Here is a 14247-nt window from a genome sequence, read left to right as displayed (position 1 = left end):
ACGCCTGAGAAACGCGGAAGGCAACGCCAAGCGGGCCAATGGTGACGTGGCGTGCTTTTTAGCCTATGGGCCGCGCCACGATGGCAAGCCAGATTCCCCCTCTCGAAATTCCCGAAGCCCCCAAAGTCGGCATGGTCAGCCTCGGCTGTCCCAAGGCGCTGGTCGATTCCGAACGAATCCTGACCCGCCTGCGCGCCGACGGCTATGCGATGAGCGCCGATTATGCTGGTGCCGACGTGGTGCTGGTCAACACCTGCGGCTTCCTCGATTCCGCCAAGGAAGAGAGCCTTTCCGCAATCGGCGAGGCGATTGCCGAGAACGGGCGCGTGATCGTGACCGGGTGCATGGGCAACGAGGCGGACGTGATCCGCGCCAAGTTTCCGCAGGTCCTCGCCGTGACCGGCGCGCATCAGTATGAAGCGGTGGTCGAGGCCGTGCACGAAGCCGCACCGCCGAGCATGGGCCCCTATATCGACCTGATCCCGCAGGCCGAGCCGGGGACATCAAGCTCACCCCGCGCCACTACAGCTACCTCAAGATTTCCGAGGGCTGCAATCACGCCTGCGCGTTCTGCATCATCCCGAGCCTGCGCGGGAAGCTGGCCAGCCGCCGGATCGACGCCGTGCTGCGCGAGGCCGAAAAGCTGGTGGCGGCAGGCACGAAGGAACTGCTGGTGATCAGCCAGGACACTTCGGCCTATGGCGTGGACGTGCGCCATGAAGAGCGCATGTGGAAGGGCAACCCGGTCCGCACGCACATGACCGACCTCGCCCGTGAACTGGGCAAGTTGCGCACGCCGGAAGGCGAGACGCCGTGGGTGCGGCTGCACTACGTGTACCCCTATCCCCACGTCGACGCGGTGATCCCGCTGATGGCCGAGGGACTGGTGACGCCCTATCTCGACATCCCGTTCCAGCACGCCAGCCCAAACGTGCTGCGCGCGATGAAGCGCCCGGCGAACGAAGCCAAGGTGCTGGACCGCATCAAGGCCTGGCGCGAAATCTGCCCGGATATCGCTATCCGTTCAAGCTTCGTCGTCGGCTTCCCCGGCGAGACCGAGGCCGACTTCGAGTATCTGCTGGAGTGGCTGGAAGAGGCGCAGCTTGATCGCGTCGGCGGCTTCCGGTTCGAGCCCGTGGCAGGTGCCGCTGCGAACGACCTTCCCAACCCCGTGCCTGAAGCGGTCAAGGAAGAGCGCTATGCCCGGCTGATGGAAACCACCGAGCGCATCAGCGCGGCCAAGCTGGCGGCCAAGATCGGCAGGACGATCAAGGTGATCGTCGACGAAGTGGGCGAGCCGGACGAGGACGGCGACATCGGTGCCACCGCGCGGTCACAGGCCGATGCGCCTGAGATCGATGGCGCAGTCTATCTGCGCAACGTGCCAGCCACGCTGAAGGCTGGCGATTTCGCGCAGGTGCTGATCGAGGACGCCGACGCGCACGACCTTTACGGCGTGATAGCAAACTAGGATCAGGCCGCTTCCTTGCAGGCGGCGGCCAGCAGGCTTTCGCGCAGCGCGCCGATATCCGGCAGATCGAGCCCTGCAATATCGGCGATGCCTTCGATGGCATCGTCGCCGTAGCAATGGGCAAGCGCGATCGTCTCGCCCTTGAGCCGTTTGGCGAGAGGCAGCGACCAGAAGGTGCGGACCACGGGGAGCGCGGTGTCTGCCGGGTCCTCGTCTACCACCATGGCCAGGCGGTCGGACCGCAGGCGGACGAAGGAACCGATCGGGTATACGCCGACGGTTTCGACGAAACGTTCGAGGATGGCGGGATCGAACGATCCGGGCTGTTCGCGCAGGCGGCGGACGGCGTCGGCGGGGTCCAGCTGTTCGGCACCGGAAATCAGCGTGTCATAGGTGTCGCAGATTGCGGCCATGCGGCTGAGGGCTTCGATTGCCGCGCCGCTCAACCCCTGTGGATAGCCGCTGCCGTCGAGCCTCTCGTGATGGTGCAGGATTACCCGCAGGACCGGCTCGGGAATGTCGCCAGCCGCCTTGAGGAAGGTGTAGCCAAGCACGACGTGCTGTTCGCGCAGGTCGGGGCGCAGCAGCGAATAGTCTCCCCCGACCGAGGCGAGATCGACCGGGAGCTGGCCCACGCCGACATCCATGAGCAGGCCTGCCATGCCCGCGTCGCGGATGTCTACCGGCGAGAACTTCATGTGGCGGGCCAGCGCGATCATCAGGGCGCTGACGGCCAGCGAGTGCCGATAGACCGGCTCGTTGTCGTTCTGGCAGCGCAGCAACCCGTTGAAGGCATAGAGATTGCGCTGGACCGAGGCATAGACCGCATCGAGCACAGGTTCGATTTCCTGCACCTTGATCGCCTTGCCGAGCCTGACCTCGATGAAGGCCTTGCTCACGACGCGCAGCGCATCGCCGGCGGCGCGCCTGGCCCGGCCGAATTCGCGGGCGATGGGCATCGCGGCTGGCGCGCGGCCGAAGCCGGGACCGGGCCGCTGCGGCACGGGTTCAATGGCGGCGCGCGTTGCCTGGGCGATCATCCCGGCGTTGCGCGGGCCTGAGACGATCTGCGGGGCCACCGTCGGTTCGTCCGCCGTGGCCCTGCCCAGCGCCGTATCGATGATCACGCCGTCCACCTCGCTCTCGCGCAGGCGTTCGAGCATGTCGGGATCATCGAGCAGGAACTTCCGCTTCCAGAAGGGATGGCTGAACCAGCTCCCTTCGAGCTTGTGGATGAACATGCCGAGTTGGACTTCGTCCGTGGATATGCGCTTGAGCATGGCCCGCCTGCTTGAATGACGGGCACTAACCTAGGTTATAGCGGGTGTGGCATTTCCAGCCGGGGAACTCCGGGGAAATGCGTAAGGCCCCGCCCCTTCCCGTTAGCCATTACAGCCGAGGGACGAAGCGGGGCGGCACGTCTTACTGGTTGGGATCCTGCACCTTGAACGGATCGGTGGCGTCAGGCTTGGTCGGCAGCGGCGAGCGCGGCAGTTCCTTGTCGCTCATCGCCGCCTGCAGCAGCATGCCGGCAAGGACCACCGAGGCCTGGCGCATGTCGTCGGCGCGCATGTGATCGAGCGTGTCGACACTCGAATGGTGGACACGGCTTTCGTAATCGAGCGGGTCCTGGATGAACTGGTAACCGGGCAGGCCGATCGCCTGGAGATAGACGTGATCGGTGCCACCGGTCTTGCTCATCACCACCTTGTCGGCGCCGAGCGAATTGAACGGGCTGAGCCATTCGCGCAGGATCGGCGCGGCCGCGACATTGCCCTCGGCATAGATGCCGCGGAACTTGCCCGAGCCGTTGTCCATGTTGAAATAGGCCTTGAGATCGGCATAGCCGGGCTTGGGCGTGATCGGGTAGGCATTGCGCCAGGCCGAGTAGCTGTCGATCCCCTTGAGCGCGGGATCGACCGGACGCGAGGCCAAGTGTCGTTCGATATAGGCCTTTGAGCCCAGCAGGCCCTGCTCTTCCCCGCTCCACAGGGCAAAGCGGATGGTCCGCTTCGGCCGGACGCCCGACTTGGCGAGCAGACGCGCGGCTTCGATTACCGCAACGCTGCCGGCGCCGTTGTCTGCTGCGCCATCGCCGGCAATCCAGCTGTCGAAGTGGGCGCCGGCCATGACGTAGCCGGCCTTGGGATCGGTGCCGGGGATTTCGGCGATGACGTTGTCGGCCATCAGGTCCTTGTCATCGAAGCTGGCATCGATCGACAGGGAAAGCTGCGGGGCGGCGCCGGTCTTGGCGAGGCGCACGAGGCGACGGTAGTCTTCCTGCGCCATGTCCATGGCCGGCAGGCCAAGCGTTTCGCCGGGGATGAAATCATATCCTTCGCCGTGAACCAGCTTGCCATCGCGGTAGGTCATCTTGACCATCGCCAGCGCGCCTTCGGCCTTGAGGAATTCCGAAAGCTTGCGGGCAAAGCCGCGGCGCGCCACCTGCATGGCGAGGCCTTCGGGATCGTGGCGCGGCAGGGTATACTTGTCGAGCTTGCCGATATCCTCGCCCGAGAGGCGTTCGAACATCGGGTCCTTGGACTCGCTGCTCTCGCCCGGGAGGCTGACGAGGACGATCTTGCCAGCGAGCTTGCCCTTCCAGGCTTCGAAATTCTCCACCTTGCTCATCGGCGCGACCACGACCGGAGCGGTGATCGTGCCATTCGTGGCGGGTGACCATGCCACCGGCAGGACGGTCAGCGGGAGGCTGCGCGGGCTCGTCATCGTGGCGGAATAGGACTTGAGGTTCCAGCCAAGCCCGAATTCGAACGGTTCGCGGTGAATGTTCTTGAGGCCATAGGACGCGAACTTTGCCGCTGCCCAGTCTTCGGCCTTGCGGTGGTTTTCCGAGTTGGTGAGGCGCGGGCCGATCCGGTCCATCAGCTCGGACGCCGTTTCCATTGCATCGGAGCGGTTGAGGCCTTCATCGAGCAACTGGGCGATCAGCCGGTCTTCGGCGGGGCCGGCAAGAACAGGGGCAGCAGTGGCGCAAAGCGCAATGGCGGCGACGCCGGTGGCGACGCGCGAGCGGGCAGTCATGTCTGGAAGGCTCCCTGAGCAAGTTTCTATCGCAACCAGTCTTGCCGCTGGAGCCGCGCTTGCCAAGTGCCTTTTTTACGCCGGCCTGAGCAGCCAGTGGCTGACGCCCCATTCCCTGCCGCCGCGATGGCCGAACAGGCCCGCCGTGGCGAGGTAGAACAAGCGCCAGCGACGCATCCACAAGGGCGTATCCTTGCCATAGACCAGGCGCAGCACCGGCTCAATCTCCGCCGCCTTGGCGTCGAACAGCGCAAGCCAGTGGCGCGCGGTCTTTTCGTAGTGCGTGCCATCCCACCACCATTCCCGCTCGAGCGCGAACAGATCGGCGAACTGGCCGATGAGGGCGTGGCTGGGCATGATGCCGCCGGTGAAGAAATACTGCGCAATCCAGCTCGACTTGTCGGCCGTGTCGAAGCGGTAGGGATATTGGCGGTGGCTGAAGACGTGGAGGAACAGGCGGCCATCGGGGCGGAGCCATGCCTTCACCCGGCCGAGCAGTTCGCGCCAGTTGGCCATGTGTTCGAACATCTCGACCGAGACGACGCGGTCGAACTGCCCATCGGGCGCAAATGCGTTCATGTCGGCGGTAAGCACGGTCAGGTTGGTGAGGCCGCGCGCTGCCGCCTTGGCACGAATGTGTTCGCCCTGCGGCCGTGAATTCGAGACGGCGGTGATGCGCGCATTGGGGAAGCGCGCGGCCATGAAGAGGCTGAGCGAACCCCAGCCGCAGCCGAGTTCGAGGATGTGCTGGCCGTCCTCCAGCGCCGCGTGTTCGACCGTCGCCATAAGGGCGGCAAGTTCGGCCTGTTCGAGCGTCTCGTTGCCGGTGGGATAGAGGCAGCAGGAATACTTGGCGTTCGGCCCAAGGCTCAGTTCGAAGAAGCGCGGCGGCAGTTCATAGTGCTGTTCGTTGGCGGCATCGGTGTGTTCGGCAACGGGCCGCTGCGCCATCCACGCGGCAAACAGGTCATCGGCCGGTCGATCGCGATGGAGGGCGCGGCGGCGCTTCTCGCACATGAAGGACACGCCGGCGCGGGTCAGCGCATCGGGCAGCGGGGCGCGCTCTACGAGCGAGATCAGCGGGGCAAGGAGGCTCACGACAGGTAACTAGCCATCGGGGTGTGACTTGTGTCAACCTGTCACCACGGGAGCGGTCTATAACGGGAAACGGACGGGTAAGGTCGCGGCGGTTCGTGTCGCGGTGCCTATGGGGGTCATGGTGTGATAACAGAGAGTGGTGCGCCGGGGGGCGCGCTCGATATTGCCGTGGTGGGGAGCGGAATCTCCGGCCTTTCGGCTGCGTGGCTGTTATCGCAACGGCACCGCGTGACGCTGTTCGAGGCGGCGGACCGGCTTGGCGGGCACAGCAACACGGTCGAGGCCGATGGCGTGCCGGTGGACACCGGGTTCATCGTCTACAACGAGCGGACCTACCCCAACCTGACGGCGCTGTTTGCGCATCTGGGCGTGCCCACGCGCGAGACGGTGATGAGCTTTGCCGTCACGCTGGACCAGGGGCGGTTGGAGTATTCGGGCGACTTGCGCGGATTGTTCGCACAGCGGCGGAACCTTGTGTCCCCGCGCTTCTGGTCGATGCTGCGAGACCTGGTGCGCTTCTACAAGGCTGCACCCCGCGACCTGCCGGAGATGGGCGAACTCGGGCTTGGCGCCTATCTGGACGGGCTGGGCTGCGGGCCGGCGTTTCGCGACGATCATCTCTATCCGATGGCGGCGGCGATCTGGTCTACCCGGTGCGCGATATTCCGCACCATCCGGCGGCAGCCTTCGTGCGCTTTTTCGAGAACCACGGACTGCTGCAGTTCCGCGAACGGCCGCGCTGGCGCACGGTCGATGGCGGGAGCCGCGAATACGTGAAGCGCATCAGCGCACCGTTCATCGAGCGCGTGCGGCTGTCTTCGCCGGTGCAACGGATACGGCGCCTGCCCGATGGTGTTCTGATAGATGGCGGGTGTGGCTGGGAGCGGTTCGACCAGGTCGTGCTCGCCACCCATGCCGACCAGTCACTGGCCATGCTGGGCGATGCCGACGACGACGAGCGGCGCCTGCTCGGGCCTTTCCCTATCGCCATAACGAAGCCGTGCTCCATGCCGATGCGCGGCTGATGCCGCGGCGGCGCAAGGTGTGGTCGGCGTGGAACTATGCGGCGCAGCGGGGGCGGAACAGCACCAGCTATCGGTGACCTACTGGATGAACCGGCTGCAGCACCTGCCGACCGACAAGGACCTGTTCGTCACGCTCAATCCGCTGGACGAGCCTGATCCGGCACTGGTGATCCGGCGCGAGGCCTATGATCACCCGGTATTCGACGTGGCCGCCGGCCTTGCACAGAAGCAGTTGTGGTCGTTGCAGGGCCGGCGCCGCACATGGTTCTGCGGCGCGTGGTTCGGGGCGGGATTCCATGAGGACGGGCTGCAATCGGGCCTTGCCGTGGCCGAGCAGCTGGGTGGCGTGCGGCGGCCCTGGAACGTCGCGGACGAATCCGGGCGCATCCATGTGACGCATCAGGCGCGCGTGCCGGAAATGGCGTGATGGACGACGGGGCGCTTTATCTCGGGCATGTGCTGCACCGGCGATTGCGGCCCTGCATCCACGTGCTGCGCTATCGCGTGCTGCACATGGCGCTCGACATCGACCGGATCGACGACCTTGCGGCGCGGCTGCGGCTGTTCTCGCGCGGGCGGTTCAACCTGTTTTCCTTCCATGACCGCGATATCGGCGACGGCAGCGCGCTGCGCCCGCACGCCGAACGGCTGCTGCGCGAAGCCGGCATCGAACCGGACGGCGGCCGCATCGTGCTGCTGACGATGCCGCGCATGCTGGGATATGCCTTCAATCCGTTGAGCACATGGTTCTGCCATGGCGCCGACGGGATCTTGCGCGCCGTGATCTACGAGGTCTCCAACACCTTCGGCGAGCGGCACAACTATGTGATCGCGGCAAAGCATGGCGGCACACTGCACCAGTCGGTGGCGAAGCGGTTCCATGTATCGCCGTTCCTGCCGATGGATCTGGACTATGCCTTCCGCGTGCAGCCGCCGGGCGAGCGGCTCGGGATCGGGATCACTGTCTCCGACGCAAAAGGGCCAGTGCTTGCCGCAGTCCATACCGCGCGGCGTCGTGAACTGACCGACGCCGCTCTTCTACGGGCGGCGCTGGGCTACCCTCTGGCAACTCTCAAGGTAACTACAGGTATTCACTGGGAAGCGCTGAAGCTGTGGCTCAAGCGCGTGCCGCTGTTCCGCAAGCCGACGCCGCCCGCGACGGCGGTGACGGCGGGGCAATAAGATCAGAACAGGCGGGTGAGCAGGTAAAAGGCGGCGCTGACGGTGGCGCTGGCCGGGATCGTGATGAACCATGCCATGACCACGCGCTGCGCCACGCCCCAGCGGACGGCGCTGGCGCGGCGGGCAGCGCCGGTGCCGATGACGCTGCCGGTGATGGCGTGGGTCGTCGAAACCGGGATGCCCAGCGCGCTCGCCCCGAACACCACGATCGACCCCGCAGAAGAAGCGCAGAAACCGGTGTGGTGGTTGAGCCGGGTAATCTTGGTGCCCATCGTCTTGATGATCTTCCAGCCGCCCGACATGGTGCCCAGTGAGATGGCTGCATAGCACGACAGCACGACCCATTCGGGAATGTGGAATTCACCCTTCAGATAGCCTGTCGAGTAGAGCAGCACGGTGATGATGCCCATCGTCTTCTGCGCATCGTTGCCGCCATGGCTGATCGAATAAGCCGCCGACGACAGCAGGTGCAGCCCCTTGAACACGCCTTCGGCGCGGCGCGGCTGGAAGCTCTTGAACAGCCAGCTGGTGATCAGCACGAAGAACATGGCCAGCGCCATGCCGATCATTGGTGACATGAAGATGGCGACGAAGGTCTCGATCGTCTTCTTGGATTCGATTGCGTCGAAGCCGCCATGCATCACGCCCGCGCCGAGCAGGCCGCCGATCAGCGCGTGGCTCGACGACGACGGGATGCCCTTGATCCAGGTGACAATGTTCCAGAACATCGCCCCGATCAGCGCGCCAAACACGACCGCAGGCGTAACGATGTCCTTGTCGATGATGCCTTTGCCGATAGTGTCGGCGACATGGAGGCCGACCAGCCAGTAGGCACCGAAGTTTCCTGCCGCAGCAAAGATGACGGCGGCGACCGGCGACAGCAGGCGCGTCGAGACGACGGTGGCGATGGAATTCGCCGCATCGTGCAGGCCGTTCAGAAAATCGAAGGCCAGCGCCAGCGCAATCAGGCCGACCAGCAGCGGAAAGGCGAGCTCGTGCATCGGATCAGCTCCTGTCCCGCGCCGTCAGGCGTGGTCGATGACCAGCGCGTCGATCTCGTTCGCGACGTCTTCGAAGGCGTCAGCGATCTTTTCGAGGTGCTTGAAGATCTCGCGCGAGACGATGAAGGCGATGTGATCGCCATCGGCGCGGTGGCGCTGGAAATTGGCCTTGAGGCCTGCCTGGTGGATCAGGTCGACCTCGCCCTCCAGCTTGACGATGCGTTCGGTCAGTGCATGAAGGCGGCCGCCGTTGCGCTCAATATCGCGGAGCAGCGGCATGGCTTCGGCGATGAGGCCGACGGCTTCGACGATCTTGTCGGCCATCGCCTGCATCTCCGGCTCGAAGCCGACGATTTCGTAAAGCTCGATGGCCGATGCGGCGGCCTGCATCTCGTCGATGGTGTCATCCATCGCGCCGATCAGCGAAGTGATGGCTCCGCGATCGAATGGCGTGAGAAAGGTGCGGCGCACGGTGAACAGCACTTCGCGGATCACGTCATCGGCGGCATGCTCGCGGTCGCGGATCTTGCCGACCCACTGCGCGGAATCGCCTTGGGCGCGCGTCAGCCTGGCAAGGGCATCAGCCGCGTCGACGCAGGCTGCCGCATGGCGTTCGAACATGCCGAAGAAATCGCCCGACTTGGGCAGGAGACGCTGGAACCAGCCGAACATCGATAAGCTTCCCGAATTGCCGCACGCACCAGGGGAAACGACTCGTCTCCTCCTGTGCGCGCACTAGGCCAGTCATAGTGCGGTAACAATCGGAAAGCGCGTGCTTGTCCACACGATCAGAGCCAGCCGATCCGCCTGAAGCGCAACCACAGGCCGCCGCAGATGGTGATGATCACGCCCCACACCGCGAAGTAGCCATAACGCCACTTCAGCTCGGGCAGGTATTCGAAGTTCATGCCATAGATGCCGGCAATGGCGGTGGGCACGGCGAGGATGGCGGCCCAGGCAGCCAGTTGGCGGGTCATCTCTCCCTGCCGGTGCTGTTCGAGCAGGCTGGCGGTTTCGACAATGGCCGCAAGCGTTTCCTTCAAGCCCCGCATCCGCGCCATGGCCCGACGGACATGATCGAGCACATCGCGAAACCAGATCCGCGCGGCGGGATCGATGCAGGGAAGATCAGCCACCACCAGGCGTTCGCAAACCTCCTCCATCGGCCCGATCACCCGCTCGAACCGGCGCAACTGGCGGCGCAGGCGGAAGATGCGGCGGATGACCGACTGCTCGGGAAACACGTCGATGGCGGCTTCTTCCATCTCCTGTGCGATCTCCTCGAGGCGTTCGAGCAAGGGCAGGTAGCCATCGACGATGAAATCGAGCACGGCATGGAGAATGTAGTCCGGCCCTTCGGAAAGCCTGTCGCCCTGCGCCTCGATTTCGGCGCGCAGTGACACATGCGGCCGCGTGCTGCCGAAGCGCACGGTGATGAGGAAATGGGGGCCGACGAAGAACGCTGTCTGGCCGTAGCCGATTTCCTCGCCTTCCTGCAGTTCGGCGGTGCGGGCGACCACGAACAGCGTCTTGCCGTAAACCTCGACCTTGGGCAGCTGGCGGGGATTGAGGGCGTCCTCGACGGCGAGAGGATGCAGGCCATACTGGCGGCGCACAAGATCCATCTCCGCCGCGTCCGGTTCGCACAGGCCGATCCAGTCAAAGCTGTGAGGCGCAAGCTCGGCCACGCAAGCGCCGGTCAGTTCAAGGGCTACATCGTGAGCGATGCCATTGCTGTAGCGGCGGGCGGCGATAACGGTCATGCCGACATGAGTGGCAAAGTCGGGCGCCACTGGCAATCGCGCGCAAGTGTGCTAACATTTCTGTAAATAGAAACGATGGAGAGCGATCGTGGGTGCAGAGCAGTCCACATTTACGGCCGGCAAGCCGGATACAGACGTGCTGATCGTCGGCGCCGGAATTTCCGGTATCGGCATGGCAGCGCACATGAAAATGCTCTGCCCCGACCGCTCGTTCACGATCGTGGAGCGCCGCTCGCAGATCGGCGGCACGTGGGATCTGTTCCGGTACCCCGGCGTGCGTTCCGATTCGGACATGCACACGCTGGGCTTCGTGTTCGAGCCATGGAAGCACGAGAAGTCGATCGCTGACGGTCCGTCGATCCTCGACTATCTGAACCGGATTGCCGACGAGCGCGACATCCGCCGCCACATCCGCTTTGACAGCAAGGTGGTGAGCGCCGATTTCGACAGTGCCGCCGGGTACTGGGTGGTGACCTTGGAAGGCAAGGACGGGCAGCGCAGCCGGGTGACGGCGGGCTGGCTCTACCTGGGATCGGGCTACTACGATTACGACAAGCCTTACGAGGCGCATTTCGAGGGGCGCGAGGACTTCAAGGGCGAGATCGTCCACCCGCAATTCTGGCCGGAGAACCTCGACTACGCGGGCAAGCGGGTCGTCGTCATCGGATCGGGCGCGACCGCGGTGACGATCGTGCCGTCAATGGCGGACAAGGCGGCGCACGTCACGATGCTGCAGCGCACGCCGACATGGTACGTCACCCGGCCAGCCAAGGACGCGATCGCCAATTTCCTGCGCAAGTTCCTGCCCGAGGAGACCGCGTACCGGATCACCCGGTTCAAGAACGTCAAGCTGCAGAACCTGTTCTTCAAGCGGGCACGCACCCGGCCGGACAAGGTTGCCGCGTTCCTGACCAAGCGGCTGAAGTCGTTGCTGGGCGACAAGTACGATGAAAAGGCCTTCACGCCGCCCTACAATCCGTGGGAGCAGCGGCTGTGCCTGGTGCCCGACGCCGACCTGTTCGAGGCGATCAAGGCGGGCAAGGCCAGCGTGGTGACCGACCGGATCGAGCGTTTCGATGCGACCGGCATCCAGCTGCAATCGGGCAAGCATCTCGATGCCGACGTGATCGTTACGGCAACCGGCCTCAAGATGGTCATGGCCGGCAAGATCGCGATCAGCGTGGACGGCATGCCGGTCGATTTCGCCGACCGCTATTACTACAAGGGCGCGATGTTCTCGAACGTGCCGAACCTTGCGGCGGTGTTTGGCTATCTCAACGCTTCGTGGACGCTGCGGGCCGATATCAACGCGCGCTATATCTGTGACGTGCTCAACGCGATGAAGGCGCGCGGGATGGAAGTTGCCGTACCGAAGCTGGCGCCCAACCACCATCTGGACGAGGACAACATCTACGATTTCTCCTCGGGCTATATCGAACGCGCGCGCCATCTCCTGCCCAAGTCGGCAAGCGACATGCGCTGGCGATTGAACCAGGATTACGTGCGCGACGTGGCGTGGATGCGCGATGACCCGATCGAGGACGGTGTGCTGCAATTCGGCCATCCACGCCCGGCAACCGCGCACAAGGCGCACATGGCGGCAGCGGAATAAGCGCTTTTGCGGGAGCGTCCCTTGCGATACCAATCGCGCGATGACTGACGAATCCCGCATCTGGACCGCCGCGCTGATTGTCGTGGGTGACGAAATCCTGTCCGGCCGCACGCAGGACAAGAACATCGCCCAAGTGGCGACCTGGCTCGGCGTCCAGGGCATCCGCCTGCGCGAGGTTCGCGTCGTGGCGGACGACATGGTGGCCATCATCGAGGCGGTCAACGCCCTGCGCGCCCGCAACGACTACCTCTTCACGACTGGCGGCATCGGCCCGACGCACGACGATATCACGGTGGATGCAGTAGCGGCGGCGCTGGGCGTGGACGTGGTGATCCACCCCAAGGCCCGGGCGATCCTGGAAAACTACTACGCCACGCGCGGTGGCCTGAACGATGCGCGCCTGCGCATGGCCCGCGTCCCTGCCGGCGCGGACCTGATCGAGAACCGCGTTTCCGGCGCCCCCGGCATCCGCGTGGGCAACGTGTTCCTGATGGCGGGCGTGCCGGGCATAACCGCACAGATGCTCGATGGCCTGACCGGTCAGCTCGAAGGCGGTTTGCCGCTGCTCTCGACCACGGTCGGCTGCTGGGTCGCCGAAAGCGAGATCGCCGACCTTTTGCGCGAGACGGAAAAGGCGTTCGATGGCGTGCAGATCGGCAGCTACCCGTTCTTCCGGGAAGGCAAGACCGGGGCGAACTTCGTGATCCGTTCGGTCAGCGACGCGACGCTCAAGGCCTGCGCCCATGCGCTGGAAGAGGGGCTGGCCGCAATCGGCCGCTTCCCGGTTGCCGGGGGCATCTGAGATCGTGCTGACCCGTCGTCTGGCCCTGCTGGCGCCGATCGCCTTCGCTCTGGTTGCCGCCGCGCCGGTAAAGAAGCGCGCCCCCGCCCCGCGCCCGGCAGCGCCGGCCTATCCCGCGCCGTCGACCGCTCCCCTGCCCGACACGGTCCGTGTGGCGCTGGAGACCGAGGCCGGGCGAATCGTCGTCGAAGTCGACGTGAAGCGCGCGCCCGCATCCGCGACGAACTTTGTCCGCTATGCCGAGACGAAGCGCTTCGATGGCACGGTGTTCTACCGCGCGATGCATCTCAACTGGGGAGAGCAGCCCAACGGCCTGATCCAGGCCGGAACGCGCGGCGACCCGAAGCGCAACCTGCCGGCAATCGCGCATGAGCCAACCAATGTGACCGGCATCCTGCACAAGGCCGGCACGCTTTCGATGGCCCGCTATGCACCGGGCACGGCAACCGGCGACTTTTCGATCATGGTATCGGATCAACCGGGACTGGATGCCCAGCCGGACTCCGCAGATCCCGAGGCCAAGGCAGGATATGCCGCATTCGGCCAGGTTGTCGAAGGCATGGACGTGGTGAAGGCAATCTTCGCCGCTCCGATCTCGGAGACCGAGGGCGAAGGGATCATGCGCGGCCAGATCCTGGCAAAGCCGGTGAAAATCCTGTCGGCCCGGCGCGTGACCGTTGTTGCGCCCGATGCGCCGCCCGCGCCTTGATCGCCTGCTGCTGGCCCTGCTGCCAGCGCTTACGGGATGCTCCCCGGCCCTGAAGGACTTCGAACGCACGCTGGCCGCAAACGACAGCGCTACGGCGGCACTCGGCCAGTGGTGTGAACGGCGGCGGCTTGCCGAACCTCCCGTGATCCGTGCCTTGTCCGATCCTGCTGCTTCACCGGTCTCGGCCATAATCCGCCAGAACCTCGAGATTTCCCGCGACGAGCCAGTGGCCTACCGTCATGTGCGGCTGGTCTGCGGCGAGAGAACGCTGTCGGTAGCGCACAACTGGTATGTCCCGTCACGCCTGACGCCCGACATGAACCACACGCTGGTCACGACCGATACGCCGTTCGGAAAAGTCGTGGCGCCGCTCCGCTTCCAGCGTGAACGCCTGGCGCAGACGCGCGGGGCGATGGAACAGTGCCCACAAGGGACAATCCTCTCGCACCAGGCCCGGCTGCGCACGGCGCACGGCGAACTGATCAGCCTGGTTATCGAGTGCTATACGAAGGAAAACATCCGGTAACTTTTCTTTACGCAAG

At 64.9% G+C, this 14247-nt stretch carries 14 protein-coding genes and 1 pseudogene; 9 read left to right on the top strand and 6 right to left on the bottom strand.

Going from position 1 to position 14247, the window contains the following annotated elements:
* The first annotated feature begins 65 nt into the window (after window positions 1–65).
* Window positions 66–1471, top strand: a pseudogene (gene rimO, locus C7W88_RS08465) (30S ribosomal protein S12 methylthiotransferase RimO).
* Between the two features lie 2 nt (window positions 1472–1473).
* Here rimO and C7W88_RS08460 read toward each other — a convergent pair.
* The 3 genes from C7W88_RS08460 to C7W88_RS08450 all read right to left on the bottom strand — a co-directional run bounded on the left by C7W88_RS08460 (window position 1474) and on the right by C7W88_RS08450 (window position 5611).
* Entirely contained in the window at window positions 1474–2751 is a 1278-nt protein-coding gene (locus tag C7W88_RS08460) for a DUF3391 domain-containing protein (protein WP_118073211.1), read from the bottom strand.
* A 142-nt stretch (window positions 2752–2893) separates the two neighbouring features.
* Window positions 2894–4513 (bottom strand): M20/M25/M40 family metallo-hydrolase, encoded by a 1620-nt coding sequence (locus tag C7W88_RS08455; RefSeq protein WP_118073210.1) that lies wholly within the window; start codon window positions 4511–4513, stop codon window positions 2894–2896.
* A gap of 75 nt (window positions 4514–4588) precedes the next feature.
* A complete protein-coding gene (locus C7W88_RS08450; protein WP_205525280.1) occupies window positions 4589–5611 on the bottom strand; it encodes a cyclopropane-fatty-acyl-phospholipid synthase family protein in 1023 nt (340 codons plus the stop codon).
* 123 nt (window positions 5612–5734) lie between these two features.
* On the opposite strand from C7W88_RS08450, the gene C7W88_RS23635 reads away from it, so the two are divergent.
* The 4 genes from C7W88_RS23635 to C7W88_RS08440 are packed head-to-tail and all read left to right on the top strand — an operon-like array spanning window position 5735 to window position 7818.
* Window positions 5735–6388 (top strand): FAD-dependent oxidoreductase, encoded by a 654-nt coding sequence (locus C7W88_RS23635; protein WP_240344893.1) that lies wholly within the window; start codon window positions 5735–5737, stop codon window positions 6386–6388.
* Window positions 6385–6636, top strand: a complete 252-nt coding sequence (locus C7W88_RS23630; RefSeq protein ID WP_240344892.1) for a hypothetical protein — start codon at window positions 6385–6387, stop codon at window positions 6634–6636. The genes C7W88_RS23635 and C7W88_RS23630 overlap by 4 nt, the downstream gene beginning before the upstream one ends.
* Before the next feature lie 28 nt (window positions 6637–6664).
* Window positions 6665–7063, top strand: a complete 399-nt coding sequence (locus C7W88_RS23625; protein WP_240344891.1) for a hypothetical protein — start codon at window positions 6665–6667, stop codon at window positions 7061–7063.
* Window positions 7063–7818 (top strand): DUF1365 domain-containing protein, encoded by a 756-nt coding sequence (locus tag C7W88_RS08440; protein WP_118073209.1) that lies wholly within the window; start codon window positions 7063–7065, stop codon window positions 7816–7818. The genes C7W88_RS23625 and C7W88_RS08440 overlap by 1 nt, the downstream gene beginning before the upstream one ends.
* A gap of 2 nt (window positions 7819–7820) precedes the next feature.
* Here the strand turns inward: C7W88_RS08440 and C7W88_RS08435 are convergent, their stop codons facing one another.
* From C7W88_RS08435 to C7W88_RS08425, 3 genes are all read right to left on the bottom strand, one after another.
* Window positions 7821–8819 carry an inorganic phosphate transporter gene (locus tag C7W88_RS08435; protein WP_118073208.1) on the bottom strand — a complete coding sequence of 333 codons (999 nt, stop codon included), beginning with the start codon at window positions 8817–8819 and terminating at the stop codon, window positions 7821–7823.
* Window positions 8820–8843: 24 nt separating this feature from the next.
* Window positions 8844–9491, bottom strand: a complete 648-nt coding sequence (locus C7W88_RS08430) for a DUF47 domain-containing protein (RefSeq protein ID WP_118073207.1) — start codon at window positions 9489–9491, stop codon at window positions 8844–8846.
* Between the two features lie 116 nt (window positions 9492–9607).
* Complete coding sequence (locus C7W88_RS08425; RefSeq protein ID WP_118074667.1) at window positions 9608–10582, bottom strand: magnesium and cobalt transport protein CorA; 975 nt, start codon at window positions 10580–10582, stop codon at window positions 9608–9610.
* An 88-nt stretch (window positions 10583–10670) separates the two neighbouring features.
* Here C7W88_RS08425 and C7W88_RS08420 point away from each other — a divergent pair, with 88 nt between their 5' ends.
* Genes C7W88_RS08420 through C7W88_RS08405 form a run of 4 tightly spaced genes read left to right on the top strand, consistent with a single transcriptional unit; the run spans window position 10671 to window position 14231 of the window.
* Window positions 10671–12194, top strand: coding sequence for an NAD(P)/FAD-dependent oxidoreductase (locus tag C7W88_RS08420; protein ID WP_118073206.1), 1524 nt, complete (start codon window positions 10671–10673; stop codon window positions 12192–12194).
* 40 nt (window positions 12195–12234) lie between these two features.
* Entirely contained in the window at window positions 12235–12996 is a 762-nt protein-coding gene (locus C7W88_RS08415; protein WP_118073205.1) for a molybdopterin-binding protein, read from the top strand.
* Window positions 12980–13705 carry a peptidylprolyl isomerase gene (locus tag C7W88_RS08410; RefSeq protein ID WP_240344890.1) on the top strand — a complete coding sequence of 242 codons (726 nt, stop codon included), beginning with the start codon at window positions 12980–12982 and terminating at the stop codon, window positions 13703–13705. Before C7W88_RS08415 ends, C7W88_RS08410 begins: the two co-directional genes overlap by 17 nt.
* A complete protein-coding gene (locus C7W88_RS08405; protein WP_118073203.1) occupies window positions 13686–14231 on the top strand; it encodes a hypothetical protein in 546 nt (181 codons plus the stop codon). The genes C7W88_RS08410 and C7W88_RS08405 overlap by 20 nt, the downstream gene beginning before the upstream one ends.
* Window positions 14232–14247 lie beyond the last annotated feature (16 nt).

The sequence above is a fragment of the Novosphingobium sp. THN1 genome (assembly GCF_003454795.1).
Taxonomy (GTDB): Bacteria; Pseudomonadota; Alphaproteobacteria; order Sphingomonadales; family Sphingomonadaceae; genus Novosphingobium.
Note: the sequence above shows the minus strand (reverse complement) of the source record. Positions and strands in the feature narration are given on the sequence as shown.

Coding starts and splice junctions, on each gene's coding strand:
- C7W88_RS08460 (WP_118073211.1), bottom strand. CDS start 2,751: ATGCTCAAGCGCATATCCACGGACGAAGTCCAACTCGGCATGTTCATC.
- C7W88_RS08455 (WP_118073210.1), bottom strand. CDS start 4,513: ATGACTGCCCGCTCGCGCGTCGCCACCGGCGTCGCCGCCATTGCGCTT.
- C7W88_RS08440 (WP_118073209.1), top strand. CDS start 7,063: ATGGACGACGGGGCGCTTTATCTCGGGCATGTGCTGCACCGGCGATTG.
- C7W88_RS08435 (WP_118073208.1), bottom strand. CDS start 8,819: ATGCACGAGCTCGCCTTTCCGCTGCTGGTCGGCCTGATTGCGCTGGCG.
- C7W88_RS08430 (WP_118073207.1), bottom strand. CDS start 9,491: ATGTTCGGCTGGTTCCAGCGTCTCCTGCCCAAGTCGGGCGATTTCTTC.
- C7W88_RS08425 (WP_118074667.1), bottom strand. CDS start 10,582: ATGACCGTTATCGCCGCCCGCCGCTACAGCAATGGCATCGCTCACGAT.
- C7W88_RS08415 (WP_118073205.1), top strand. CDS start 12,235: ATGACTGACGAATCCCGCATCTGGACCGCCGCGCTGATTGTCGTGGGT.
- C7W88_RS08405 (WP_118073203.1), top strand. CDS start 13,686: ATGCGCCGCCCGCGCCTTGATCGCCTGCTGCTGGCCCTGCTGCCAGCG.